Source organism: Stenotrophomonas sp. NPDC077461, assembly GCF_049545475.1.
GTDB lineage: Bacteria > Pseudomonadota > Gammaproteobacteria > Xanthomonadales > Xanthomonadaceae > Stenotrophomonas > Stenotrophomonas nematodicola.
On sequence record NZ_JBMWDO010000005.1, the window covers coordinates 1 to 24,983 of the forward strand.

22 protein-coding genes are annotated in these 24,983 nt (G+C 67.8%); 17 read left to right on the plus strand and 5 right to left on the minus strand.

Annotated elements, in window-relative coordinates:
- The first annotated feature begins 374 nt into the window (after window positions 1-374).
- The 5 genes from ACPEH8_RS10275 to ACPEH8_RS10295 all read left to right on the plus strand — a co-directional run bounded on the left by ACPEH8_RS10275 (window position 375) and on the right by ACPEH8_RS10295 (window position 7,000).
- Window positions 375-1,220, plus strand: coding sequence for a DUF4123 domain-containing protein (locus ACPEH8_RS10275; protein ID WP_153165091.1), 846 nt, complete (start codon window positions 375-377; stop codon window positions 1,218-1,220).
- The gene (locus ACPEH8_RS10280; protein WP_153165090.1) at window positions 1,217-3,940 is read left to right on the plus strand and encodes a T6SS effector BTH_I2691 family protein; all 2,724 of its coding nucleotides are present in this window, start codon (window positions 1,217-1,219) and stop codon (window positions 3,938-3,940) included. Before ACPEH8_RS10275 ends, ACPEH8_RS10280 begins: the two co-directional genes overlap by 4 nt.
- Window positions 3,941-4,049: 109 nt before the next feature.
- Complete coding sequence (locus tag ACPEH8_RS10285; protein WP_423666680.1) at window positions 4,050-4,928, plus strand: DUF6708 domain-containing protein; 879 nt, start codon at window positions 4,050-4,052, stop codon at window positions 4,926-4,928.
- A 40-nt stretch (window positions 4,929-4,968) separates the two neighbouring features.
- Entirely contained in the window at window positions 4,969-5,964 is a 996-nt protein-coding gene (locus tag ACPEH8_RS10290) for a DUF6708 domain-containing protein (protein WP_423666682.1), read from the plus strand.
- A 40-nt stretch (window positions 5,965-6,004) separates the two neighbouring features.
- Window positions 6,005-7,000 carry a DUF6708 domain-containing protein gene (locus ACPEH8_RS10295; RefSeq protein WP_423666683.1) on the plus strand — a complete coding sequence of 332 codons (996 nt, stop codon included), beginning with the start codon at window positions 6,005-6,007 and terminating at the stop codon, window positions 6,998-7,000.
- Window positions 7,001-7,100: 100 nt separating this feature from the next.
- Here ACPEH8_RS10295 and ACPEH8_RS10300 read toward each other — a convergent pair whose 3' ends face one another.
- On the minus strand, window positions 7,101-8,114 hold the full coding sequence (locus ACPEH8_RS10300) for an energy transducer TonB (protein ID WP_017355901.1): 1,014 nt from the start codon (window positions 8,112-8,114) through the stop codon (window positions 7,101-7,103).
- A gap of 186 nt (window positions 8,115-8,300) precedes the next feature.
- Complete coding sequence (locus ACPEH8_RS10305; RefSeq protein WP_017355902.1) at window positions 8,301-8,912, minus strand: TIGR00645 family protein; 612 nt, start codon at window positions 8,910-8,912, stop codon at window positions 8,301-8,303.
- Between the two features lie 107 nt (window positions 8,913-9,019).
- On the opposite strand from ACPEH8_RS10305, the gene ACPEH8_RS10310 reads away from it, so the two are divergent.
- From ACPEH8_RS10310 to ACPEH8_RS10325, 4 genes are all read left to right on the plus strand, one after another.
- Complete coding sequence (locus ACPEH8_RS10310) at window positions 9,020-9,709, plus strand: glutathione binding-like protein (protein WP_017355903.1); 690 nt, start codon at window positions 9,020-9,022, stop codon at window positions 9,707-9,709.
- A 124-nt stretch (window positions 9,710-9,833) separates the two neighbouring features.
- Window positions 9,834-12,062 carry a S9 family peptidase gene (locus ACPEH8_RS10315; protein ID WP_313160183.1) on the plus strand — a complete coding sequence of 743 codons (2,229 nt, stop codon included), beginning with the start codon at window positions 9,834-9,836 and terminating at the stop codon, window positions 12,060-12,062.
- Between the two features lie 39 nt (window positions 12,063-12,101).
- The gene (locus ACPEH8_RS10320) at window positions 12,102-12,647 is read left to right on the plus strand and encodes a cytochrome c oxidase assembly factor Coa1 family protein (RefSeq protein ID WP_136006035.1); all 546 of its coding nucleotides are present in this window, start codon (window positions 12,102-12,104) and stop codon (window positions 12,645-12,647) included.
- A gap of 80 nt (window positions 12,648-12,727) precedes the next feature.
- On the plus strand, window positions 12,728-14,530 hold the full coding sequence (locus ACPEH8_RS10325) for a DUF885 domain-containing protein (RefSeq protein WP_136006033.1): 1,803 nt from the start codon (window positions 12,728-12,730) through the stop codon (window positions 14,528-14,530).
- 45 nt (window positions 14,531-14,575) lie between these two features.
- On the opposite strand, the gene ACPEH8_RS10330 is transcribed toward ACPEH8_RS10325, so the two are convergent.
- Window positions 14,576-15,034, minus strand: coding sequence for a hypothetical protein (locus ACPEH8_RS10330; RefSeq protein WP_017354359.1), 459 nt, complete (start codon window positions 15,032-15,034; stop codon window positions 14,576-14,578).
- Between the two features lie 205 nt (window positions 15,035-15,239).
- Between ACPEH8_RS10330 and ACPEH8_RS10335 the strand changes: the two genes are divergently transcribed.
- The 4 genes from ACPEH8_RS10335 to ACPEH8_RS10350 all read left to right on the plus strand — a co-directional run bounded on the left by ACPEH8_RS10335 (window position 15,240) and on the right by ACPEH8_RS10350 (window position 17,866).
- Complete coding sequence (locus tag ACPEH8_RS10335; protein ID WP_017354360.1) at window positions 15,240-15,488, plus strand: hypothetical protein; 249 nt, start codon at window positions 15,240-15,242, stop codon at window positions 15,486-15,488.
- 139 nt (window positions 15,489-15,627) lie between these two features.
- Entirely contained in the window at window positions 15,628-16,545 is a 918-nt protein-coding gene (locus tag ACPEH8_RS10340; RefSeq protein WP_136006031.1) for a bestrophin family protein, read from the plus strand.
- Window positions 16,546-16,572: 27 nt separating this feature from the next.
- Window positions 16,573-17,562, plus strand: a complete 990-nt coding sequence (gene hemB, locus ACPEH8_RS10345; RefSeq protein WP_017354362.1) for a porphobilinogen synthase — start codon at window positions 16,573-16,575, stop codon at window positions 17,560-17,562.
- Between the two features lie 31 nt (window positions 17,563-17,593).
- A complete protein-coding gene (locus tag ACPEH8_RS10350) occupies window positions 17,594-17,866 on the plus strand; it encodes an SHOCT domain-containing protein (protein ID WP_017354363.1) in 273 nt (90 codons plus the stop codon).
- A 39-nt stretch (window positions 17,867-17,905) separates the two neighbouring features.
- On the opposite strand, the gene ACPEH8_RS10355 is transcribed toward ACPEH8_RS10350, so the two are convergent.
- Entirely contained in the window at window positions 17,906-18,772 is an 867-nt protein-coding gene (locus ACPEH8_RS10355) for a PD40 domain-containing protein (protein WP_166473557.1), read from the minus strand.
- A gap of 54 nt (window positions 18,773-18,826) precedes the next feature.
- On the opposite strand from ACPEH8_RS10355, the gene aroE reads away from it, so the two are divergent.
- The 3 genes from aroE to dinG all read left to right on the plus strand — a co-directional run bounded on the left by aroE (window position 18,827) and on the right by dinG (window position 22,256).
- The gene (aroE, locus tag ACPEH8_RS10360; RefSeq protein WP_166473556.1) at window positions 18,827-19,672 is read left to right on the plus strand and encodes a shikimate dehydrogenase; all 846 of its coding nucleotides are present in this window, start codon (window positions 18,827-18,829) and stop codon (window positions 19,670-19,672) included.
- Between the two features lie 6 nt (window positions 19,673-19,678).
- Window positions 19,679-20,026: a hypothetical protein gene (locus ACPEH8_RS10365; RefSeq protein WP_166473555.1), complete on the plus strand. Its 348-nt coding sequence runs from the start codon at window positions 19,679-19,681 to the stop codon at window positions 20,024-20,026.
- A gap of 127 nt (window positions 20,027-20,153) precedes the next feature.
- Window positions 20,154-22,256, plus strand: a complete 2,103-nt coding sequence (gene dinG / locus ACPEH8_RS10370; protein WP_017354367.1) for an ATP-dependent DNA helicase DinG — start codon at window positions 20,154-20,156, stop codon at window positions 22,254-22,256.
- Window positions 22,257-22,362: 106 nt separating this feature from the next.
- Here the strand turns inward: dinG and ilvD are convergent, their stop codons facing one another.
- Window positions 22,363-24,201 (minus strand): dihydroxy-acid dehydratase, encoded by a 1,839-nt coding sequence (ilvD, locus tag ACPEH8_RS10375; RefSeq protein ID WP_153165082.1) that lies wholly within the window; start codon window positions 24,199-24,201, stop codon window positions 22,363-22,365.
- 215 nt (window positions 24,202-24,416) lie between these two features.
- On the opposite strand from ilvD, the gene ACPEH8_RS10380 reads away from it, so the two are divergent.
- Entirely contained in the window at window positions 24,417-24,980 is a 564-nt protein-coding gene (locus ACPEH8_RS10380) for a DUF1190 domain-containing protein (protein ID WP_017354369.1), read from the plus strand.
- The last annotated feature ends 3 nt before the right edge of the window (window positions 24,981-24,983 follow it).

Genomic DNA, 24,983 nt, shown 5'->3' on the forward strand with positions numbered 1-24,983 from the left:
CCCCGTGCCCGGGGTGGGGGGGGGGGGGGTTTGGTTTGGGTTTCCCCCGCTTTTAAACCCCCCCCCCCGGCGGTGGGGGGGGGGGGGCCCCCCCCGGCGGGGGGGGGGGGGGGGGGGGGGGGGGGGGGGGGGGGGGGGGGGGGGCGGGGCCCCCCCCCCCCCCCCACCGCCCGCAATCATGTTCTGTACGTGCCGGTCGGCCCACAGCGGTGGTCCGGTTACGCTTGCAATAGGCGGCGTCGATTTGAGTCGCGCACTTGTCTCAATATCGCAATGATTGAAGTGTGACGTCCTCGAGCGGATGTCGGTTCTGGCTCTATTCTCCCGGACGTGCCGTTCCTAGCCTTGGAGGACGCCATCGACATCGCTCTTTCATGGACCTGGATTCTCCCGCCGCAGCTCCCATCGCGCTGTGGCACCGCGTGTTCCTCGCGCAGACCCACGCGCTGATCGATCCACGCCACGTCGCACCGTCCGAGTTCGCCGACCTTCCCACCCACGTACTTCAGCCGGAACGGCTGGCAGGTCGTGTGCGCCATCCGCCGCTGCTGGTCACGCTGGAGGCGCTCGCGCGGGACCGTCGGCTGCAACTGCTCGATCAGGCTGACGCGCATCTGCGCGAGTACGGCCGCCCGCTGTTCTGCGCGCTGCTGACCTGCGACGACGCTCCCGCCGTGCGTAGTCACCTGCAGCGCGTGATGCGGCTCGTGCAACCCGGCGTCGGGCCGGGATGGCTGCGCCTGCACGATCCCGGCGTGTTCCGCCACCTGCGCTGGTTGCTGACGCCGGCACAGATGGCCTGCGTCATGGGGCCGGTGGCAACGTGGCTCTGGCACGAGCCGGTGAGCGTCACTTGGCGCGCACATGCGCGACCGGCGGTGCCGCCCACGCCACGCGTGCTGCTGCAACCGGGCCAGTGGCAGGATCTGGCCGAGGTGGGCGTGCTCAACCGCTGCCTGCGTGATCTGGCCGACGCTGGCGAAGGCGCGGGGGAGGGCGCGCTGCGTGCGCTCCTGGATGGCATCCAGGAGGCGCGCGCGGCGGGCCTGGGCGACCCGGCCGACCTGCGGCGGTATGCCTGCCAGCGTCTGCGCCACGGCAGCGGCTTCCAGCAGCGTCCGGAGGTGAGCAGGCGTCTGGCCCACGTCCGGGGGCGGGGCATGTCCTATGTCATGGCGTGCCAGTACGAACGTCGCGCCACCCTCGGGACGGCCGCATGACAGACCCGGTGAACGACCCCGCCTACTGCCCGAACTGCATCACTTTCGGCTTTCCCATCCTGCTGGCGCGCTACGCGGTGGCACGCGCCGATCAGGAGGTCCGCCGGCCCGCACCAGCCCTGGTGGCGCCGTTCGGGGCCGGTGTGCAGGAGATCGCGTTGCCGGCCGGTGACGCGCACTACACGCTGCGTCTGCTGCGCAGCGGCTACGTCTATGCCTACAACGAAGCACGCGACGAATGGCTGGCGTGGCAGGTCAACGAGCACGGTGACCTGTCCGCGTTCGACATCCGCGACGCTCACCCGCCGCCGCAGAGCGATGACGCCCCGGCGCGCTGCTCGCGGCATGGCAGCACGTTGTTCGCCAAGTGCATCGTTGTCCCGGATGCCGCCTTCGGCGCCGCGCTGTGGCTGGCGTTCAGCACCGCACCGTGGACGCCACGGGTGTGGCGGCGGCACCGGGATGCGACCTATCGGGCCCGCACCATGCGACGTATCGATGTCGGCCAGTGGGCGGCGTCGACCGCGGCCCAGCCGCACGTGGCTGCCCTGTACCAGACACTGGACCAGGTGGCCGAGTTCCACGCCGCGGTGGCCGACCGGCCGGTCCCGCACACGCCGGACCTGACCAACCTGCCGACCGTCACCGTGCTGCCCGGCGTCCAGGCATTTGAGCACAGCCTGTGCGAGCCCATTCACTACGGGCGCGCGCAGATCGATCTGCTGAGCGCGCAGGCTCGTCTGGCGGCGCGCCAGGTGACCCCCGGGCATCCGCTGGCCGTGGCCCCCGCGCTGGTGGCGCTGGACGACCCGGTCGGCATCATCGCCGACCTCAATCAGCTCGCCATCGCCCGGATACTGGAATGGGAGAACGAGCCCGAGCGGCAGGAAAAGCGCCAGTCGGCCGCCGCGATCTCCGCGCTGCAGGCGGCGATCCGCCAGGGCGCGCTCGAAGATGAAGCGCACCGGCGCGGTCGCAACGCGCGGCTGGGCAGGGGCGTGGTAACCGTACTGGGCGGCAGCACCGCGTCGGATCAGCTGGCCCGACCCCTGCCTGCCTGGACCGACGACGTGTTCGCGGTCCAGGACGAGGCGGAGGTTGTCGCGCTTGGCCAGGCATCGTGGAAGAAGTACGGCAGGCACCTTCGCGACGACGACGGACACGCGCGGTGGCTCACGCAGACCTACGCCGTGGAGCAGCAGAGGTTCTACGAACAGAACATCGCGGCACTCGATGACGCCTACATCGCCTGGCTGTCCGCCACGCCCTTCAGACTCCATATGACGGGCCATTTCGACAGCGCCAACACCACCAGTGGCGTCCTCTACCAGGAAGTGGTGACCACGCTGCTGCGGGATGCGACTGCGCGCGGCAAGGTCTTCCGGTACGTGCTGGACTGCCTCACCCACGGCGATCCGCTCGACCCCGACGCGATCGTGCTGCGCGCCCAGATGTGGAATCAGGACACCTTGATCGCGGTGTGGAAGGACACCTTGGCCAGTACCTCCACCGCACCGGGCGCGCGCGACTGGCTGGTGGCCGCCAATGGAGTGTCCAACGCCCTCAAGAGCCTGCTGGACGCCGAAACGGCCGCCAAGCTCGGCGGCATGTTCCAAGGCATGGCCCGGCTGGTGGAGCAGATCTCCGGCCCGATATCGCGCATCATCGGCAACGAGATCGGCAGCATGATCGCCCATGATGTCGGCAAGCTACCCGCCCGCTGGCAGGTGGGGCTGCTCACGGCGCTGGCACAGGCGGCTTCGCCCGGGACCGAGCTGGTCGATCTGGTCGGGCACACCACGCCCAAACGGGCCCGCAAGGCGCTGGCGATGCAACTGGCGGCGCGCGCCGGTCTGAACAGTGCGCAGCAGGCCGCGGCGGCAGCGGCCGAAGTGATTGAGACCACCGACGTCGATATCCGCGATGGCAGGTTCCGGTTTGGCATGGTCGCGCTGGTGGACGCCGATCAGCTGACGCTGTTCAAGGCGCTCAACGCCAAGGCCGTCATCACCGGCCCGGGGCGCCAAGCCGAGCTGATGCGCACCCTGACCGTGCTGGACCTGCACGACGCGATGCGCGCCAGCCTGTCCAACCTGGGCAGCACCTCGCTCGGTTACGGCATGGCCGGCCTGGTGCTGGCGTCGGCCAGCCTGGGGCAGCTCCACAAACAGTTGGCCACCGCCTCGGCCGGCACGCGCGGGCTGCTCGCGGCCAACTTCAGCGCGGGTGTGGCGGCGCTGCTGGGTGATGCAGCGATGGTCATGGGCGAGGTCGGCACCAAGCTGCCGTGGTTCTCGCAGAAGCTGGCCGAGCCAATGGGCCGGTGGATGTTCAGGGCCGACACGAAGGCGGCAGTGGTGAAGGCCAGCGGGCGTTGGTTGAGTGGGGTGGCGGGTGTGGTGTTGGGTGCACTCACGTTCGCAGATGGCTACAGGGACGCGGAACTCAATAGGGCGTATGGAATCAGCATGATGGGGTTAGGATTCTTGGGCGCGTTGACTTCTGCACTGATGATGTCCGGTTATGGAGTACCGGTCGCAATCATTCTGCTGATTGTGGTTGCCATCACCACCGTGGTGGTTGCGTGGTTCAAACCTGACGGAGTACAGCGCTGGTTGGATAAGACCATGCATTTCGGAGGTAACGAGTCAGGGCGATTTGCTGATCTGGAATCGCAGAATGCCGCGCTTGGAGCATTGAGGGGAGATCAAGGTGCTTAGTGGATGGCAGCCTCCGTTCAAATGCGGTCGGAGCATCTCCAACGATGAAGCTCTGGCGGAGCTCAATCCTTCAGGAATGGAGCGAGCCACACCTGACGATGCTTTCGGCTTGGTCAAATTCAACTCCGTATTCATCGAATTTGTTGATCGCACGTTCAAAATAAAAGGAATGGCCCCGACGCTTATTCAGCTGGTCGTGTCGCTGGGTATTTTCGTGGGTTTGGTGGCCGTTGCCGACCTTGTGGTCACCATGCATGAAGAGATGACGGAGAGCCTTCTCTCGTTGCTGTTCCCTTTCGCTGCTGGCATGGGTGGGTGGTGGCTGTTCTGGACATTGCACCTGAGAAAGGACCTCTTCCAGTACACCCACTACCCGGTCCGCTTCAACCGCATCACCCGCAAGATCTATTTCTTCTGCCACAACGGTCCCGGTGGCGTGGTCGTCGTACCCTGGGGCTCGCCGTATGCGTTCTTCCACATCGGTCGTGGCGGCCAGGACCCCAGCCTGCGGGATCTGCGCTGCCATCTGCTCGACCGTCACCGCCAGGTGCAGCAGACCTTCACCATTGGCCACTTCTGGAACCATGACGACGATATCCGCGAGCAGTGGGCGCTGATCTGCCGCTACATGAAGGACGGCCCGGAACACTGTTTCGACGACCCACTGGACCGCGTGATCACCCTCTCGCCAAAGGGCACGCTGCGCAACTGCTGGATGCTGGTGTGCCTGATGATGGGCACCACGCTGTTTCCGCTGCGCTATACGCTGATGTTTCCCATCTACGGCGCGTTGACGCTCAGCCGCTGGCTCACCTTCAAGACCTGCCGTGCGCCGGTGTTTCCGCCTGAGCTGGAGGCCGAGTGCGCCATTGCACCGGGTGATCCCTATGCATTGCCGGAACCGCGCTTCATGGCCGAGTTTGCCAGCGATCCGGCCATCTACGCACGGGCGCTGCAGCGGCATCGGGAGCGCATGTTGTGGCGTTGAATGTGTTCAGTTCCCTCACGCCAGACGATGGTCCATTGACGTGTTGACTGGCTGGAATCCCACTTTCAAGTATCACCGCGCATTGAGTCCGGATGAACTGGCACGGGAGCTACCCCAGAACGATACGCGCAATCTTTCACCGGACGACGCCTTGGGCCTGGTTCGATTCAACTCAACGTTCATGGAGTTTGTCGACAGGACGTTCAAATCCAAGGGGATGGTGGCTACTCTGTCAGCGATAGTCATCTCGTCGTTGCTACTCTTCGGGTTGTCGGCTCTTCTAGTCAAGGCCCACAAGATGCCGGGTGGATTGATTGCAGAAGCTATCCCCGTAGCCATCGTTGCAGCGGTTGTGCTCGGTGCTATGGCCATCTTCTGGACACTGCACTTGAAGAGGGATCTCTTCCAGTACACCCACTACCCGGTTCGCTTCAACCGCGTCACCCGCAAGGTCTACTTCTTCCGCCACAACGGTCCCGGTGGCGTGGTCGTCATGCCTTGGGGATCGCCGCATGCGTTCTTCCACATCGGCCGAGGCAGACAGGACCCCAATCTGCGCGATCTCCGCTGCCATCTGCTCGACCGCCACCGCCAGGTGCAGCAGACCTTCACCATTGGGCACTTCTGGAACCATGACGACGACATCCGCGAGCAATGGGCGCTGATCTGCCGCTACATGAAGGACGGACCGGAACACTGTTTCGACGATCCGCTGGACCGGGTGATCACCTTGTCGCCGAGGGGCACGCTGCGTAACTGCTGGATGCTGGTGTGCCTGATGATGGGCACCACGCTGTTTCCGCTGCGCTATACGCTGATGTTTCCCATCTACGGCGCGTTGACGCTCAGCCGTTGGCTCACCTTCAAGACCTGCCGCGCACCTGTGTTTCCGCCAGAGCTGGAGGCCGAGTGCGCCATTGCGCCGGGTGATCCCTATGCATTGCCGGAACCGCGCTTCATGGCCGAGTTTGCCAGCGATCCGGCCATCTACGCACGGGCGCTGCAGCGGCATCGGGAGCGCATGTTGTGGCGTTGAATGTGTTCAGTTCCCTCACGCCAGACGATGGTGCATTGACGTGCTGACGGGCTGGTATCCCGTCTTCAGCTACGCCAGGACACTTGAGCAGATCGAGTTGGCGTTTGAACTTCATCAATTCGATCATGGCGAATTCTGTCCTGACGACGCGGTTGGAATGACGAGGCTGAACTCAACGTACCTTGAGTTTGTCGATCGAACTTTCAAGATCAAGGGGATGGCAGCCACGGCTATGTCTGCTGCCGGATCCATCTTCATGATTGCTGTGCTGGTGCAGGTCGCCATCACATCATTGGGTATGGAAGATGACGTCATCAGTTCTCTGATTGGAATCGCTGTGTTATCCGTGCCGGCGCTTGGCTTTCCGTTCTACTTCTGGCATGTCCACCTCCGAAAAGACCTCTTTCAGTACACCCACTACCCGGTTCGCTTCAACCGCATCACCCGCAAGATCTATTTCTTCCGCCACAACGGTCCAGGTGGCGTGGTCGTCATGCCTTGGGGATCGCCGTATGCGTTCTTCCACATCGGTCGTGGTGGGCAGGACCCCAGCCTGCGCGACCTGCGCTGCCATCTGCTCGACCGTCACCGCCAGGTGCAGCAGACCTTCACCATTGGCCACTTCTGGAACCATGACGACGATATCCGCGAGCAGTGGGCGCTGATCTGCCGCTACATGAAGGACGGCCCGGAACACTGTTTCGACGACCCACTGGACCGCGTGATCACCCTCTCGCCAAAGGGCACGCTGCGCAACTGCTGGATGCTGGTGTGCCTGATGATGGGCACCACGCTGTTTCCGCTGCGCTATACGCTGATGTTTCCCATCTACGGCGCGTTGACGCTCAGCCGCTGGCTCACCTTCAAGACCTGCCGTGCGCCGGTGTTTCCGCCTGAGCTGGAGGCCGAGTGCGCCATTGCACCGGATGATCCCTATGCACTGCCGGAACCACGCTTCATGGCAGAGTTCGCCAGCGATCCGGCCATCTACGCACGGGCGCTGCAGCGGCATCGGGAGCGGATGCTGTGGCGGTGAAGGCAAGGCGGCTCGCGCCGATCGGCGCAGGGCATGCGGCAGGCGCTGGAACGAAGAAGCCCGGCGGGTGCCGGGCTTCTTCAGGGGTGCTGCGTGCCGATCAACCGCCTTCCGGGGCGAATGCCAGGGTGCGGCGGGTGGTGACCGGGGCGCCGACGGGTTCAAACTTCCAGCGCTTCACGGCGTTGAGTGCCTCGCGATCGAACACGCGCGCCGGGTTGGCACGGAGCACGCGGGCGTTGGTCACCGAGCCGTCGGTACCGACGGTGATTTCCACCAGGACTTCGCCCGAGGTGCCCGAGCGCAGTGCGTCGGCCGGGTAGCGCGGTGCCGGGGTGCTGACCGGACGCAGGCTCGGCGCAGCGGCCGGGGTGGCACGTGCGGCGGCGGCCTGCTGGGCGGCGGCCTGCTGCTGGCGCTGTTCGGCCTCGCGCCGTGCGGTGGCCTGGCGTTCGGCGTCCTGGCGGTCGGTATCGCGACGGGCAGCTTCCTGCTGGGCGGCGATCTGGCGTGCTGCTTCGGCTTCGCTGGCCTGCTGCTGGGCCTGGCGCTGCTGCTCCACCAACTGCTTGGCGCGGGTTTCGGCGTCCTTCTTGACCTTGTCGGTCTCTTCCTGGGTCCGCTTGAGCGCAGTCTGCATGCCGCCGGTGATGCCCTGCTTCAGACGCGGCAGCGCCGGTGCGGTGGCGTCGACCTTCTCGATCAGCGCGACCAGGCGCTGGGCTTCGTTGAAGTCTTCGCGGGTGAGGTTCTGTTCGGCCGCGATCAGCGTGTACGGCAGCAGGTCGGTCAGCGCGCTCTTCACCGATGCATCGTCCGGGGTCTTGTCGCGCAGCGCCAGGTAGTACTCCATCGCGTTGTCGCCCGCCGGGGCATACATGCGGTTCTCGCGCAGCGCCTTGCTGGCCAGTTCGCGCAGCTCTTCGGTGCCCAGCGACTGCACCTTGGCCGACACGGCCGGCGCGGCCGGTGCCGCTGCGGTGCCGGTGGCGGCGGGCGTGGCCGGTGCATCGGCGGGTTTCGGTTCGTCCTTGCCGGAGCAGGCGGCCAGCGCCAGCAGCAGGGTGACCGGCGCGAGCAGGCGCGTTTTGGCAAACGTGGTGACGTGCGACATCCAACTTCCCCTTGAATACGACGGTACGTAAGACCTGAAGCGGTCAGGCCGGCCGACGCCCCTGGACGTTTCCCGGCGTCCACGGCGCTGCTGCAGGTGTGCAATCTAGCATCACCGGGGCGGCGCAGGGGCCAGGCCGGTGGGACCAGCCGGCATCGTCGCCGATGCCGGCCGGGGGGCGCAACGTCAGTGCGCGTGGGCCTTGGACGACGAACCGGACATCAGCTTGTCGGTCCAGGCGATGCCGATCGCCGAGAGGATGAACACGCAGTGGATGATGGTCTGCCAGAGCACGCCGGCGCTGGTCATCGAGCTGCACTTGCTGGCACCGATGTTGGAAGCGGCCACGTTCATCAGTTCCGGCGGGCACAGCGGCAGACCGTCCAGGGCACCGGCGGCAATGAAGGTCTTGAGCAGGTGGATCGAGGAAATGCCGATGATCGACAGCGCCAGCTTGACCTTGAGCACGCTGGCGTTGACATGGCTCAGCCACTCCGGCTGGTCGGGATGGCCTTCCAGGCCCAGGCGTGACACGAAGGTCTCGTAGCCACCCACGATCACCATCACCAGCAGGTTGGAGATCATCACCACGTCGATCAGACCGAGCACGATCAGCATGATCTGCTGCTCGCCCAGGCTGTTGGCGTCGTGGATGAGGTGCCACAGTTCCTTCCCGAACAGGAATACGTAGACGCACTGGGCCAGGATCAGCCCCAGGTAAAGCGGCAGCTGCAGCCAGCGCGAGGCGAAGATCAGGGACGACATGGGGCTGAGGCGGCGGGGCGGGGAGGGAGACATGCTGGAATGCTGCGTTGCGGGAGAGGCGGCAGCGTACCGGGCCGGATTGACCCTGCCAACCCAACTCACGCACTACACTCGGCCTTCGCCTTCGCCGAGCCCACGACATGATCGACCTGTACTACTGGCCCACCCCCAATGGCCACAAAGTCACGCTGATGCTGGAAGAAACCGGCCTGCCGTACCAGATCAAACCCGTCAACATCGGCGCCGGCGACCAGTTCAAACCCGATTTCCTGACCATTTCACCGAACAACAAGATGCCGGCCCTGGTCGACCACGAGCCGACGGACGGCGGTGCGCCGCAGAGCGTGTTCGAGTCCGGTGCCATCCTGCTGTACCTGGCCGAGAAGACCGGCCGCTTTTTGCCGGCCGACAGCCGGGGCCGCGTGGCGGTACTGGAATGGCTGTTCTGGCAGATGGCCGGGCTGGGGCCGATGAGCGGGCAGATGGGGCATTTCAATGTGTACGCCCCCGAGCGCATTCCCTACGCGATCGAACGCTACAACAACGAGGTGCGCCGCCTGCATGGGGTGATGGACAAGCGCCTGGCGGCCAGCGCCTACCTGGGCGGGGACAGCTACAGCATCGCCGACATGGCCAGCTACCCCTGGATCGGCGCCTACGACACGCTGCCGGTGGACTTCGCCGCCTTCCCCCACCTGAAGCGCTGGCACGACGCCATCGCCGCGCGTCCGGCCACCCGGCGTGCCTTCGCGCTGCGTGCGCAGGTCAATCCCGATGCCGGCAAACCGCTGGGCGAGGAAGAACGCAGGCACCTGTTCGGCCCGCGTTGAGGCCGGGTCGCGGCGCGCGCGGGTCCAAGGTCATGCTGCCTTCCCGCGCCGGCTTGGTTAGGATGAGGCGCTCCCTGCCGCGTGCGCGCGGTGGGGAGTCGCCCAGACGCTGCCGGAACCCTCCATGCGCCACCTGTTTGCTTCGCTCGCCCTGATGCTCGCCACGACCTCGCTCGCTCACGCCGAAAAACTCACGCTGGAGGCCATCACCGGTCCGCTGCCGCTGTCCGGCCCGACCCTGATGAAGCCCAAAGTGGCCCCGGACGGGTCGCGCGTCAGCTTCCTGCGCGGCAAGGAGGCCGACCGCAATCAGCTGGACCTGTGGGCCTACGACATCGCCAGCGGACAGACCCGCCTGCTGGTGGATTCCAAGGTGGTGCTGCCCGGTGCCGAGACCCTGAGCGACGCCGAGAAGGCCCGCCGCGAGCGTCAGCGCATCGCCGCGATGACCGGCATTGTCGATTACCAGTGGTCGCCGGACGCGCGCACGCTGCTGTTCCCACTCGGCGGCGAACTCTACCTGTACGACCTGGGCAAGCAGGGCCAGGCCGCCGTGCGCCAGCTCACCCACGGCGAGGGCTTCGCCACCGACGCCAAGCTCTCACCCAAGGGCGGTTTCGTCAGCTTCGTGCGCGCGCGCAATCTGTGGGTGATCGACCTGGCCAGCGGCCGGCAGATCCAGCTCACCCGCGATGGCAGCGACACCATCGGCAATGGCGTGGCCGAGTTCGTCGCCGATGAAGAGATGGATCGCCACACCGGTTACTGGTGGGCGCCGGACGATTCGGCGATCGCCTTCGCACGCATCGACGAAAGCCCGGTGCCGGTGCAGAAGCGCTACGAGATGTATGCCGACCGTACCGAGATGATCGAGCAGCGCTACCCGGCCGCCGGCGACCACAATGTCACCGTGACGCTGGCCGTGATCGCACCGCAGGCCGGTGCCGCGCCGCGCTGGATCGACCTGGGGCGCAACCCGGACATCTACCTGGCCCGCGTGGACTGGCGCGATCCGCAGCGTCTCACCTTCCAGCGCCAGTCGCGCGACCAGAAGACCCTGGAGCTGATCCAGGCCGACCTGGCCTCCGGCCGCCAGCACACGCTGGTCACCGAAACCTCGCGCACCTGGGTACCGCTGCACAATGACCTGCGCTTCCTCAAGCAGGGCGGGTTCCTGTGGTCCTCCGAACGCAGTGGGTTTGAACACCTGTATCGCGTGTCCGAGGATGGCAGGACGGTCACCGCGCTGACCAGCGGCCCGTGGCCGGTCGATGAACTGCTGGCCGTGGACGAGGAGGCCGGCAAAGTCTATTTCCGTGCCGGCATCGACTCCGCCCGCGAGAGCCAGATCTATGCCGTGCCGCTGCAGGGCGGTGCACTGCAGCGCCTGTCGCAGGCTCCCGGCATGCACAGCGCCAGTTTCGCGCGCAACGCCAGCGTCTACGTGGACAGCTGGTCCAGCACCACCACACCGCCGCAGATCGCGCTGTTCCGCGCCAACGGCGAGAAAATCGCCACCCTGGTCGAGAACGACCTGTCCGATCCGGCCCATCCCTACGCGCGCTATCTGGATGCACAGCGCCCGGTCGAGTTCGGCACGCTCATCGCCGCCGACAACCGCACCGCGCTGCACTACAGCCTGATCAAGCCGACCGGCTTCGACCCCGCCAAGCGCTACCCGGTGGTGGTGTACGTGTACGGTGGACCGGCCAGCCAGACCGTCACCGACAGCTGGCCCGGGCGCGGCGACCACCTGTTCAACCAGTACCTGGCCCAGCAGGGCTATGTGGTGTTCTCGCTGGACAACCGCGGCACCCCGCGCCGCGGCCGTGATTTCGGCGGCGCGCTGTACGGCGTGCAGGGTACGGTGGAAGTGGACGATCAGCTGCGCGGCGTGGCCTGGCTGAAGCAGCAGCCCTGGGTGGACCCGGCGCGCATCGGTGTGCAGGGCTGGTCCAACGGCGGCTACATGACTCTGATGCTGCTGGCCAAGGCATCCGACACGTACGCCTGCGGCGTGGCGGGCGCACCGGTCACCGACTGGGGCCTGTACGACACCCACTACACCGAGCGTTACATGAACCTGCCCGGCAACAACGCCAAGGGTTACGAGGAGGCCCGCGTGCTGTCGCACATCGACGGCCTGCGCTCGCGCCTGCTGTTGATCCACGGCATGGCCGACGACAACGTGCTGTTCACCAACGCCACGGTGCTGATGAGCGCGCTGCAGAAGCGGGGCCAGCCGTTCGAGCTGATGACCTATCCGGGCGCCAAGCATGGGTTGTCGGGCAGCAACGCGCTGCACCGCTACCGCCTGGCCGAGGATTTCCTGGGGCGCTGCCTGGCGCCCTGATCGCGTTGCCCCGCCACCGGCTCGACAAGGAGTACGCCGATGACACCGTCGCCCCCGATTCCCCCCGCCATCGCACGACGCAGCTGGTGGGCGCGCCACTGGCGCTGGGCCATGCCCGCGCTGGTTCTGCTGGTGGCGCTGGGTGCCGTGCTGGCGATCGGGTTCGCACTGGACCGCTGGTCGCAGTGGAGCCGGGGCAGCGAGCCGTACGTGGAGGCGATGCGCCGCGCGCGGTGCAGCATCGAGCTGGTGCAGGTGCTGGGGGAGCCGATCGACGACGGCTACCTGCCGGTGGGCACGCTGCAGCAGGGCAGCGACGGCAGCGGCCGGGCCGACCTGGTGCTGAAGGTGCGCGGCCCCCAGGCGCACGGCGACCTGTTCCTGGCCGGGCGCCGCCAGCAGGCGCAGTGGGACTACCCGGTGATGTACGTGCTGACCGGCGACACCCACACCATCGACCTGACGGCGCTGGATGACGCCGAGGCGGTGACCCGCTGCGAGTTGGCCGACTGCCGGGCGCAGGGCGACTGCCCGCCCGCGCCGGCGCATCCGCCCTCGGTCCCGCGGCAGGCGCTGGAGGCCTGAGCGGCGCATGACCTCCGGCCGATTGCCGCCCGTGCCCTGAGTGCGTAGGGTCGCAGGCATCTCTTCGCTGGAGTTCCCGCATGAAGCCGCTCGTCCTTGCCGTTGCGCTGGCCCTCTCCGTTCCCGCCGCCTTGGCCGCGCCGCCGGCGCTGGCCGCCGCGCCGGCCGCCGGCAAGGCACCCGCCAGCCCGGCTTGGGTGGTCCGCAGCAACACGCTCGCGCAGATCCTGCTCGATGCCCAGGGCCCGTTCCAGCCCGAGGAGACCGGCTTCTTCGGCGTGCCGGGGTACGACGACAAGGTGGCCGACTTCGGTCCGGACAACGGCGCGCGCTACCGCGCGGCAATGGCCAAGGCGCGCGCCGAGCTGCAGGGCAAGCTGGCCACCGAACGCGATCCCAACGTGCGCCAGGACCTGGCGATCATGATCGCCGCGGCCACCCAGAACATCGAAGGCAGCGAACTCAACGAGAAATATCTGCTGCCGTGGACGGACACGCCGCAGACGGTGTTCAGCGGCCTCAACCTGCTGCTGTCCGATCAGGTTCCCGCCGAGCGCCGCGCCAAGGCGCTGGACCGCCTGAAGCGCTACGCCGGCCTGGTGCCGGGCAGCCAGCCGGTCACCACGCTGTCGCGGCAGCGCTATGAAGAGCGCCTGGCCGACACGTCCCTGCTGCAGCCGACGAAGATCGAGGTCGAGCAGTCGCTGGCCAACGTGGACACCTACATCAGCGGCATCGAGCAGCTGTTCGGCAAGTACAACGTGGCGGGTGCCGATGAGGCGTTGAAGACCATCGCCACGCAGCTGCGCGAGTACCGCGACTGGACCCGCAGCGAGGTGCTGCCCAAGGCCCGCACGGATACCCGCCTGCCGGCGCCGTTGTACGCCTTCCAGCTCAAGCGCGTGGGCATCGACATCGCGCCGGCGCTGCTGGTGCAGCGCGCGCAGCTGGAGTTCATGGAAACCCGTTCGGCGATGCGCCAGCTGGCGCCGCTGGTGGTGCAGGCCAAGGGCCTGAAGGTGACCGACCCGACCGACCCGGTCGCGGTGGTGCGCGCGCTGAAGGGCGACAAGATCGCCGATGACCAGCTGGAGCACCATTACCGTGGCGTGATCGATGCCATCGACCCGATCATCCGCCGCGAGAAGATTGTCGATGTGCCGCAGCGGCCGATGCAGATGCGGCTGGGGTCGGCGGCCGAGAGCGCCGCTTCGCCGGCGCCGCACTTCCTGCCCGCACCGCTGGTCGGCAACACCGGTCAGCAGGGCACCTTCGTGCTGCCGCTGGGCAATCCCGCCGCCGGCGACAAGGCGGCGCAGTACGACGACTTCAACTTCGGCTCGGCCGCATGGACGCTGAGCGCGCATGAAGGCCGCCCGGGCCACGAACTGCAGTTCACCGCGATGGTCGAGCGCGGCATTTCGCTGGCGCGCACCATGTTCGCGTTCAACTCGGTCAACGTCGAAGGCTGGGCGCTGTATGCCGAAGCGGAGATGGTGCCGTATGAACCGCTGGACGGGCAGCTGATCGCCCTGCAGTTCCGCCTGCTGCGCGCCGCACGCGCGATGCTCGATCCGATGCTCAACCTGGGGCTCACCGATCGCGCCAACGCCGAACGCGTGTTGATCGACGAGGTGGGGCTGTCCAAGGCGATGGCCACCCAGGAACTGGACCGCTATACCGTGCGCGCGCCCGGCCAGGCCGGCAGCTATTTCTACGGTTACACACGGATCCTGGAGCTGCGCATGCAGACCGAGCTGGCGCTGGGCAACCGCTTCGACCGGCTGGCGTTCAACAACTTCCTGCTCGACCAGGGCCTGCTGCCGCCGGACCAGCTCACCGACGCGGTCAATGAGGTGTTCGTGCCCAAGCACCGCCAATGACCCTGCGGGCGAGGCCGGCCGCTGGCCGGCATCCCCGGGGGCGCATCACTTCTGCGGTGTGATCGTCTGCGCCGGCAGGCGGGCCGCCGGCGGCGGATTGGGTACCCAGATGGCCACGCCGGCCGCGCGCTTCTGCGTGGTCGGAATGCCGATACCCACGCCGCCGCCCACGTGCGAGCCGTAGCTGCCCGCACCCACGGACATGCCTACCGGCGAGCCGCTGGAGCCCACGCCCATCAGGATCACGCCGTTGGCGCCGAGCGCGGCCGCTTCGCGCTTGAGTCGCATCACGGCCGCGTCGGTCTGGCCCTGCGTACCGAAACCGACCGCGCTGGACGACTCCAGCTGGGCGATCTCGACCGACCCGGCCGGTGGCGTCGAATAGATCTGCACGGTGGCCGGGTCGACCGGCGCGCGCGCCTGGCCCAGCATCACCTTGGACGTACTGGCGCAGCCGGCCACGGACAGCAGCAGGCCCAGCAGTGCGATGGATCGGATGTTCATGGCATCACCCCTGATGGTATGGGCCGGTCGGCCTGTGGCGCGATCATCCGGGCTGGCAACTGAATCGGTGCCAACCTCGTGACCCGCACGCTAGCACCGTCGGGGTGACGCCGTCGCAACGGTTCCCTGATCGGCGCGGCCCACGCGCGCGCAGGCCGGGCTTTAGGCTATGGTGGGCCAGGCAACCATCACAAGGAATCGCGGCATGGGATTGATCAGTCTGTTGTGGGGCATCCTGGCGCTGCTGTGGATGATCCTGGCGCTGATTCCGCTGTTGGGCTGGGGCAACTGGTTCCTGATTCCCTTCGCCGCGGTGGGGGCGATCATCGCCGCCATCGGCATCCTGTTCACGCATCCAAGCAAGCGCGGCCGGGCCTGGGCCGGGCTGGTCCTGAACGGCATCGTGGTGGTGGTGGCGATCCTGCGGCTGGGGCTGGGCGGCGGCATCGTCTGAGCCGGGTCCGCGTCGCCTGCGGCGGTGCGACAGACGGTCGCACCGTCATGGGCCCCGGCGCGCATCGGCGTAGAATGCCCGCTGCCGCCCTGGCTGCTGCCGGCGGCGCTACGCCCGTCCGGGCGCTTTTCCTGCACCGATGATCATTCGCCCTCGTCCCCACGGCTGGCAACTGCTGTACATCCTGCGCGGCTCCATCGTTCCGGCGGTGGCGCCCAAGGTGCTGACCATCCTGTTGCTGGCGGTGGCCGCGGCCACCCTGGCCGAGGTGTGGCATCCGCCGGGCATCGAACGCGTCTCGGTGGCCCCGTTCACCCTGCTCGGCCTGGTGCTGTCGATCTTCCTCAGCTTCCGCAACAACGCCTGTTTCGAGCGGTGGTGGGAAGGGCGCAAGCTGTGGGGCCAGCTGGTCTATGAATCGCGCAGCCTGGCGCGACTGTGCACCGCGCTGCTGGCCGACGACGCGCCGCGCCGCGATCGCATCTGCCGCCTGGGCATTGGTTTCGCACACGCCCTGGCCGCCAGACTGCGCGGGCGCGATGTCGCGTTGGCCGCGCTGCCTTGGGTAGCCGAGGCCGACCAGACGCGTTTCGGCGAGCGCCTGAACGCCCCCGATCAACTGCTGGCGATGATCGCCGCCGACCTGGCCGAGCCGCTGCGTGCCGGCCGTCTGGACCCGATCCTCTACGCCCGCTTCGAGACCCGCCTGCACGCGATGTCGAGCGTCCAGGCCGGTTGCGAGCGCATTCTGTCCACGCCGCTGCCATTCGCCTACACGTTGCTGCTGCATCGCTGCGCGTGGATGTTCTGCGTGCTGCTGCCCTTCGGCCTGGCCAGTTCGCTGGGCTGGGCCACGCCGGTGGTGTCGGCGGTGCTGGCCTATGCCTTCTTCGGTCTGGATCAGCTCGGCGAGGAGATGGAAGAGCCGTTCGGGCTGGAGCCCAACGACCTGCCACTGGATGCGCTGGTGCGCACCATTGAAATCGACCTGCTCGACAGCCTCGGGGTGCAGCCGCTGCCCGAGCCGCTGCAACCGCGGCAGTACCTGCTGCAGTAACCCCGCATCCCGCCCCCGGAGCACTTCATGGCCCACCCCGACTATCGCCCCCGCCGCATGCGTCACGACGAATTCTCGCGCCGGCTGATGCGCGAGAACACGCTGACCACCGACGACCTGATCTACCCGGTGTTCGTGCACGAACTGGATGGCCGCGCGCCGGTGGCCTCGATGCCGGGCGTGGAGCGTCTGTCCATCGACGAACTGCTCAAGGTCGCCGAAGAGGCGCTGGAACTGGGCATTCCGGTGATCGATCTGTTCCCGGTGATCGACCCGGCCGGCAAGTCGCTGGATGCGGCCGCCGCGTGGGACGACAACGGCCTGGCCCAGCGCGCCATCCGTGCACTGAAATCGCGCTTCCCGGAGCTGGGCGTGATGACCGACATCGCGCTGGACCCGTACACCACCCACGGCCAGGACGGCATCATCGACGGCAACGGCTACGTGCTCAACGACATCACCGTCGAGGCGCTGGTCAGGCAGTCGCTGTCGCATGCGGCCGCTGGCGTGGACATCGTGTCTCCGTCGGACATGATGGACGGCCGCATCGGCGCCATCCGCCGCGCGCTGGATGCCGACAATCATGTCAACGTGCGCATCATGGCCTACTCGGCCAAATACGCCTCGGCGTTCTATGGCCCGTTCCGTGATGCGGTGGGCAGCTCGGCCAGCCTCGGCAAGGCCGACAAGAAGACCTACCAGATGGACCCCGCCAACGGCGACGAGGCGATGCGCGAGATCGCGCTGGACCTGGAGGAGGGGGCGGACATGGTGATGGTCAAGCCGGGCATGCCGTACCTGGATCTGGTGCGCCGGGTGAAGCAGCAGTTCGGCGTGCCGACCTTCGCTTACCAGGTCAGTGGCGAGTACGCGATGATGAAGGCCGCCTTCGCCAACGGCTGGCTGGACGAGCGCGCCTGCGTGCTCGAATCGCTGATCGGCTTCAAGCGGGCCGGCGCCGATGGCGTGCTGACCTATTTCGCCCCGCAGGTGGCGCGTTGGCTGCGCGAACGCTGACAATACGCGTCGACACGCGAACAGGACGACGATGATGCAGACGATGGGGTGGGTGCAGTGGATCACCTGGGGCACGGGCGTACTCGCCTTCGCGGTGGTGATCGGCCTGGTGATCGGCGGCGTGCGTCGAGCCGCCCGACGGGCGCCCGAGCAGCCATCGGCCGCCGCGCGCGTGGCCCGCGAAGCGCAGCTTTCACCGGCCCTGCAGGCACGACTGGCCGCGTTGAACCAGCGCAAGGACAACGGCGAGATCAGTGAAGCCGAGTACGAACGGCTGCGTGCAGACCTGTTGCAGCAGCCCTAGCGGCAGCGTGGGCCGGCCGCAGGTCGGCTGCTCCGCCCCTCACCGGCACCCGGCTACCGACGGTGTCCGGATCCGATACAGATCCACTCCGCCCGCCCGGGGCGCCCGCGCCTGACCCGCCAGCACCAGCTCGGATGGCTTGGACGCATCCACCACCGGCGCGCCGGTCTGGCCCTCGGCGGTGTTGAACGACAGCGTCAGCGGCACCGCGGCCTGGCGGTGATCGCAGCCCACCAGCCACACCTGCGACTGGCCGTCGGCCACGCGGGTGATGGCCAGCGCACCGTCGTTGCCCAGCCATTCGCCACCCAGTTCGTCGGCTGGGCCATTGAGCGGGGCTGGCAACGCGGTCACCGCAGCGAAACCGTTGCCCTGCACCGCCGCCTGGAACAGATCGAACCCGCCGCGGGTGCCGGCGCCATCGCGCGCGAACAACAGGGCCTGCCCATCCGGGCGCAGTGCCGGGCGACGCTCGTTGGCCCGGGTGTTGATCGTGACCGGCAGCGCCATCACCGGCCCGAAACCGCCGTTGGCCTGTACCGCCACGGTGTACAGATCGACGCCGCCGCGCCCGCCGGGCCGGTTGGAGGCGAAGTACAGCCAGCGCCCGTCGTGGCTGAAGTAGGGATCGATTTCATCGCTGCCGGTGTTGAGCGCCAGCGGGGTGGGGTCCTGCCAGCGCCCGTCGCGCAGCACGGCCTGCCAGAGGTCCCAGCCCCCGGCGCCGCCGCTGCGGTCCGACGCCCATACGATGCGCTGCCCGTCCGGCGCGACGGTGGCCTGGGCCTCGTTGGTCTTGGTCGAAACCACGCCCATGCCTTCGATGCCGAACTCGGAAAGCGCCATCGCACCCGGTACGAAGAGTAAACTCAGGCTCAGCGCGAGCAGTGACAGGGGAGTGCGCATCGTCGCTTCCGTTGGGGTTTGCGTTCCAATCCAGGCCCGGAGTTTAAGACACCCATGACCGCCCGTTACGCCGTATTCGGCCAGCCCATCGCCCATTCGCAGTCGCCGCACATCCATGCCGCCTTCGCGCGCCAGGAAGGCATCGCGCTGGACTACCGCGCCATCGAGGCGTCGCCGGCCGGGTTCACCGCCGCGCTGGAGGCATTCGCCGCCGATGGCGGTGTGGGCGCCAACATCACCGCTCCGCTCAAGGAAGCGGCGTTCGCGCTGTGCCAGACCTTCACCTCGCGGGCCAAGCTGGCCGGCTCGGTCAACACGCTGCTGCGCAAGGGCGATTACTGGCACGGCGACACCACCGACGGCATCGGCCTGGTCCGCGACCTCACCGAACGCCATGAGCTGGACCTGCGCGGCCGCCGCGTGCTGCTGCTCGGTGCCGGCGGCTCGGCGCGCAGCGTGGCGCCGGCTCTGCTCGATGCCGGCATCCGCGAGCTGGTGGTGGTGAACCGCACCACCGAGCGCGCCGACGCGCTGGTCGATGCCATCGGCGAACCGGGGCGCGCGCTGAGCCGCTACTGGGACGACCTGCGCGACCTGGGCGACTTCGAGCTGATCGTCAACGCCACCTCGGCCGGCCGCGACCGCGAGGCGAAGTTCGAGCTGCCGCTGTCGCTGGTCAACAGCATGACCACCGCGGTTGACCTCAATTACGGCGACGCGGCCATCGCCTTCCTGGCCTGGGCGCGTGCGGCGCAGTGCCGCAACACCGTCGATGGCCTGGGCATGCTGGTGGAGCAGGCCGCGGCCAGCTTCCAGCAGTGGCACGAGGTGCGCCCGCAGACCGACGCCGTGTATGCCGAGCTGCGCACCACGCTGGCGCCGCTGGCCGGGCAGGACTGACCGGACATGGATACCGGGATGTTGATGACGATGCTGAGTCTGGTGGGCGTACGCCTGCCGATCCTGATCGCGCTGGGCGTGGCCCTGGTGTGGGTGGTGGACAGCCCGCGCGGCGCGGTCCGCACCGCGGCGCTGTCCGGGCTGGGCATCCTGGCAGCCACCTGCATCCTCGGCATGGTGGTGTCGCTGCTGCCGGAGTGGTGGATACAGCAGAACCAATACGAGAACCTGCAGTCGCTCAGCCTGTGGCTGGGCGTCGCCCACTTCGGCCTGTCGCTGGCCGAGGCATTCGGCCTGGTGCTGGTGGTCTGGGCGATGACCCGCGCCCTGCGCCAGCGCGGCACGGCCGGCTGACCCTGCGTGCGTGGCGCCGCCGGCCGTGCCGGCGTGCGCCGCGTCGCGGAACTGAACCAATGCCGGCCACGGCCATGCCCTGGGCATGAGAAAATACCGGCCGTGATTCAGGCAGGACCCTCCCGGCGTGACCGAAAAAGTTGAAGCCCCGCGCGCGCTGAACGACGAGCTCAAAACCGTCATCCGCGATGCCTACGCCAAGCTGCAGGCCAATACCCCCGGCTTCAGCACCCGGCGTTCGCAGAGCCAGATGATCGGCGTGGTCTCGCGTGCGCTGTCGCACAGCGGCGGCGTTGGCGTGGTCGAAGCGCCCACCGGCGTGGGCAAGTCGCTGGGCTACCTGACCGCCGGCGTGCCGATCGCACTGGCCACGAAGAAGAAGCTGGTGATCAGCACCGGCACCGTGGCGCTGCAGTCGCAGCTGTTCGAGCGCGACATTCCCAATTTCCTCAAGGCCACCGGCATTGAAGCCACCGTGGCGCTGGCCAAGGGACGCACCCGCTACCTGTGCACGCGCAACGCCGCTGAGGCGCATGGCGATGGCGCGCAGGAAGGCATGTTCGAGGACGAGCAGCCGCTGTTCGATCGCCCGCTGGCACCGATCGAGATGGATCTGGCGCAGTCGCTGAGCAAGGCCTTCCTCGAAGGTCGCTGGAACGGTGACCTGGACAACGCGCCGGAAACGATCAGCAACACCCTGCGCTCGCGCATCACCACGCCGGCGTCGGGCTGTGCCGGGCGCAAGTGCGCGTACTCGGCGCAGTGCGCGGTGCTGCGCTCGCGCAACACGGTGCGTGAGGCGCAGATCGTGGTCACCAATCACGCGCTGCTGCTGTCGGCGCTGTCGATCGGCGACAGCGACAACGGCCAGCCGCTGATCGCCCCGCCCGGCGACATGCTGCTGGTGCTCGACGAAGGCCATCACATCGGCAATGTCGCCATCGATCAGGGCGCGGCCAGCCTGGCGATGGACGAGATGGCCAAGCGCACCGGCCGGCTGCAGATCGTGATCGCGGCGGCCTACCGCGCCGTGGACAAGGACAAGCTGGGCAATCTGCTGCCCAACGAAGCGATCGAGGTGGCGGCGCGCGTCAGCAAGCAGCTCAAGGCCTTCCGCGATGTGGTCGGACGCAGCTGGCAACCTGATCCGTCGGCGCAGGAGCCGATGTGGCGTGCCCCGAACGGACGCCTGCCGGACATCTGGATGGCCGACATCGAGGCGCTCGCCGACGACACCCGCGCGCTGTTCAACTGGGCCCATGCCGCGCATGCGCAGGTGGCCAAGGGCAAGCCAGAGGATGCCGCGCGCGAGCGCCTGCAGCGCACGCTGGGCATGGCGTTGGAAATGATCGAGCAGCAGCACAACCTGTGGGCGGCCTGGCGCCGCGAGGACAAGGACGGCCAGCCACCGACCGCACGCTGGGTCACGCTGTCGCGCGACGGCGACCTGATCCTGCACGGCTCGCCGGTGTCGGCGGCCAACGTACTGCGCAAGCTGCTGTGGGACGAGGTGGATTCGGTGGTGATGACCTCCGCTACCCTCACCGGCGGTGGCGACTTCCAGGCGCTGGCGATCGACAACGGCATCCCCGCCGAGGCGGAGATGGTGTCGCTGGCCTCGCCATTCGACCTGCCCAACCAGGCCGAGCTGATCGTGCCGGCATTCCCGGTGACGCCCGACGACCGCGAGCGCCACCCCAAAGAGGTGGCCAAATACCTGGTCAGCGAACTGGATTGGGGCAAGGGCAGCATCGTGCTGTTCACCTCGCGCTGGAAGATGGAGAAGGTCGCCGAGCTGATGCCGGCCGCCGAGCGCAAGCGGGTGCTGGTGCAGGGCGAAAGCGCCAAGCAGAAGATGATCGATGAGCACCTGCGGCGCACGGCGGCGGGCGAGGGTTCGGTGCTGTTCGGCCTGAACTCGTTCGGCGAAGGCCTGGATCTGCCCGGCGAGGCGTGCACCACCGTGGTGATCACCCAGGTACCGTTCGCGGTGCCGACCGACCCGCAGACCTCCACGCTCGGCGAGTGGTTCGAAAGCCGCGGCCTGAATGCCTTCAACCTGATCGCCATCCCCCACGCGCTGCGCACGTTGACCCAGTTCGCCGGCCGCCTGATCCGTACCTCGACCGACACCGGCCGCGTGATCATCCTCGACTCGCGGCTGCTGACCCGTCGATACGGCAAGCGCATCATCGACGCGCTGCCGCCGTTCAAGCGGGTGATCGGGTAACACGCGGCGCTTCTCGCGCACCGGTCCGGCGGCGCAGGCAAGGCGGCGAGCGTCGCGCGGGCGGGCGGGGGTCAGGGCCGGGCGGACCTTCTCGACGCAGCCGGGCTCAGTCCTCCAGCTTCGCCAGATCCCGCACCGCGCCCTTGTCGGCACTGGTGGCCAGCAGCGCATACGCCTTCAGCGCGCCGGTGACCTTGCGCGGGCGCGCCTCGCGCGGTTTCCAGCCCAGCGCGTCCTGTTCGGCGCGGCGTGCCGCCAGCGTGGCGTCATCCACCCGCAGATCGATGCGCCGTGCGGGGATGTCGATGCGGATGCGGTCGCCGTCGCGGACCAGGCCGATGGTGCCGCCCGAGGCTGCTTCCGGTGAGGCATGCCCGATGGACAGGCCCGAGGTGCCGCCGGAGAAGCGGCCGTCGGTGAGCAGGGCGCACTGCTTGCCCAGCCCCTTGGATTTCAGGTAGCTGGTCGGGTACAGCATCTCCTGCATGCCCGGGCCACCGCGTGGGCCTTCGTAGCGGATCACCACCACGTCGCCGGCCATCACTTCATCGGCGAGGATGCCGCGCACGGCGTCGTCCTGGCTTTCGAACACGCGCGCGGTGCCTTCGAACACGTGGATGGATTCATCCACGCCGGCGGTCTTCACCACGCAGCCATCCACGGCCAGGTTGCCGCGCAGCACCGCCAGCCCGCCTTCGGCGGAGTAGGCATTGGCGACATCGCGGATGCAGCCTTCGGCACGGTCCACGTCCAGTGTCGGCCAGCGCGTGGCCTGGCTGAAGGCGACCTGGGTCGGGATGCCGGCGGGACCGGCGCGGAAGAAGTCGTGGACCGTCGCATCGTCGCTCACGGCGACATCCCAGCGTGCGATCGCCTCGGCCAGCGTGCGGCTGTGTACGGTGGGTACGTCGGTATGCAGCAGTCCGCCGCGGGCGAGTTCGCCGAGGATGCCGTACACGCCGCCGGCGCGATGCACGTCTTCCATGTGGTACTTCGGCGTGTTCGGCGCGACCTTGCACAGCTGCGGCACGCGCCGCGACAGCGCATCGATGGCATGCAGATCGAAGTCCACCTCCGCCTCCTGCGCTGCGGCCAGCAGATGCAGGATGGTGTTGGTCGAGCCGCCCATCGCGATGTCCAGCGTCATCGCGTTCTCGAACGCGGCACGCGTGGCGATGCCGCGCGGCAGCGCGCGCGCATCCTCGCCGCCGTACCAGCGGTGGCACAGTTCCACGATCAGGCGCCCGGCGCGGCGGAACAGCTGCTCGCGGTCGGCATGCGTGGCCAGGGTCGAGCCGTTGCCCGGCAGCGACAGGCCCAGCGCTTCGGTCAGGCAGTTCATCGAGTTGGCGGTGAACATGCCCGAGCACGAGCCGCAGGTGGGGCAGGCGCTGCGCTCGTACTCGGCCACCTTCTCGTCGCTGGCGCTTTCATCGGCTGCGATCACCATCGCATCCACCAGGTCCAGCTTGTGCTCGGACAGCCGCGTCTTGCCGGCTTCCATCGGCCCGCCGGAGACGAACACCACCGGGATGTCCAGGCGCAGCGCGGCCATCAGCATGCCGGGGGTGATCTTGTCGCAGTTGGAGATGCACACCAGCGCATCGGCGCAGTGCGCGTTGACCATGTACTCCACCGAGTCGGCGATGATCTCGCGGCTGGGCAGCGAGTACAGCATGCCGTCGTGGCCCATCGCGATGCCATCGTCCACCGCGATCGTATTGAACTCCTTGGCCACGCCGCCTACCTGCTCGATCTCGCGCGCCACCAGCTGGCCGAGATCCTTCAGGTGGACGTGCCCGGGCACGAACTGGGTGAACGAGTTGGCGATGGCGATGATCGGCTTGTGGAAGTCGCCATCGGTCATGCCGGTGGCGCGCCACAGGGCGCGGGCCCCGGCCATGTTGCGGCCGGCGGTGGACGTGCGGGAGCGGTATTCAGGCATGGGGGCTGGCAGGATCTGGCGGGCGGTGGGGGCGCGTTTCGCCTCGATTCTGCCCAAAAATTGCGGTTGCGTTTGCAACCACCTGCCCCCGGCAGGCGACCGCTCCGATAGGCTGCATCCTGAAATGCCGTTCATCTTTTCGGCTTTGCCGATTTCGGTTGTTCGCGGCGATGAGGCATCATGGAGCGGATAACCGCACGAGGGGGCATGACGCCATGAAACGTTCCAGGACCACCGCGCTGCTGCTGATGAGCGCCGCGCCGCTGCTGTTCACCGCCTGCCAGAAGGACGAGGCCGTCCAGGTGCAGGAAGGGTTGTACACCTCGGTGCAGGCCTGCACCGACGCCACCGGCGACCCGTCCAGCTGCCGCGCGGCTTTTGCCGAGGCACAGAAGCAGTCGGCCGACGCCGCGCCGAAGTACGCCTCGCGCGAGGCCTGCGAGGCCGACTACAACGCCGAGCAGTGCGTGGAACAGAAGACCTCGACCGGCCACTCGTTCATCGGCCCGATGATGATGGGCTTCTTCATGTCGCAGATGCTCAGCAACCGCGGCGCCGGTCTGGCGCAGCAGCCCTCGGCGGCCCCGGCCTACCAGGACAAGGCCAAGGGCTGGGCGCGTCCGGCCCCGGGCGGCAGCGGCGGGCTGAATACCGCCAGCGGCATCGGTGCCGGCAAGGCGGGCCTGGCCCCGGTCAGCGCCACCCCGAACCGCGCGGTGACCGCCAGCCGTGGCGGCTTCGGCAGCACCAGCAGCAACCGCAGCAGCGTCGGCGGCTGATCG

Bases quoted from the DNA above. Each gene is read 5' to 3' on its own strand.
- ACPEH8_RS10315 (WP_313160183.1), top strand. From the start codon at position 9,834: ATGCGCCACCTGTTTGCTTCGCTCGCCCTGATGCTCGCCACGACCTCG.
- ilvD (WP_153165082.1), bottom strand. From the start codon at position 24,201: ATGCCTGAATACCGCTCCCGCACGTCCACCGCCGGCCGCAACATGGCC.
- hemB (WP_017354362.1), top strand. From the start codon at position 16,573: ATGGCCCACCCCGACTATCGCCCCCGCCGCATGCGTCACGACGAATTC.
- ACPEH8_RS10320 (WP_136006035.1), top strand. From the start codon at position 12,102: ATGACACCGTCGCCCCCGATTCCCCCCGCCATCGCACGACGCAGCTGG.
- ACPEH8_RS10335 (WP_017354360.1), top strand. From the start codon at position 15,240: ATGGGATTGATCAGTCTGTTGTGGGGCATCCTGGCGCTGCTGTGGATG.
- ACPEH8_RS10305 (WP_017355902.1), bottom strand. From the start codon at position 8,912: ATGTCTCCCTCCCCGCCCCGCCGCCTCAGCCCCATGTCGTCCCTGATC.
- ACPEH8_RS10365 (WP_166473555.1), top strand. From the start codon at position 19,679: ATGGATACCGGGATGTTGATGACGATGCTGAGTCTGGTGGGCGTACGC.
- ACPEH8_RS10300 (WP_017355901.1), bottom strand. From the start codon at position 8,114: ATGTCGCACGTCACCACGTTTGCCAAAACGCGCCTGCTCGCGCCGGTC.
- ACPEH8_RS10310 (WP_017355903.1), top strand. From the start codon at position 9,020: ATGATCGACCTGTACTACTGGCCCACCCCCAATGGCCACAAAGTCACG.
- ACPEH8_RS10350 (WP_017354363.1), top strand. From the start codon at position 17,594: ATGATGCAGACGATGGGGTGGGTGCAGTGGATCACCTGGGGCACGGGC.
- ACPEH8_RS10330 (WP_017354359.1), bottom strand. From the start codon at position 15,034: ATGAACATCCGATCCATCGCACTGCTGGGCCTGCTGCTGTCCGTGGCC.
- ACPEH8_RS10275 (WP_153165091.1), top strand. From the start codon at position 375: ATGGACCTGGATTCTCCCGCCGCAGCTCCCATCGCGCTGTGGCACCGC.
- ACPEH8_RS10380 (WP_017354369.1), top strand. From the start codon at position 24,417: ATGAAACGTTCCAGGACCACCGCGCTGCTGCTGATGAGCGCCGCGCCG.
- aroE (WP_166473556.1), top strand. From the start codon at position 18,827: ATGACCGCCCGTTACGCCGTATTCGGCCAGCCCATCGCCCATTCGCAG.
- ACPEH8_RS10355 (WP_166473557.1), bottom strand. From the start codon at position 18,772: ATGCGCACTCCCCTGTCACTGCTCGCGCTGAGCCTGAGTTTACTCTTC.
- ACPEH8_RS10325 (WP_136006033.1), top strand. From the start codon at position 12,728: ATGAAGCCGCTCGTCCTTGCCGTTGCGCTGGCCCTCTCCGTTCCCGCC.
- ACPEH8_RS10340 (WP_136006031.1), top strand. From the start codon at position 15,628: ATGATCATTCGCCCTCGTCCCCACGGCTGGCAACTGCTGTACATCCTG.
- ACPEH8_RS10280 (WP_153165090.1), top strand. From the start codon at position 1,217: ATGACAGACCCGGTGAACGACCCCGCCTACTGCCCGAACTGCATCACT.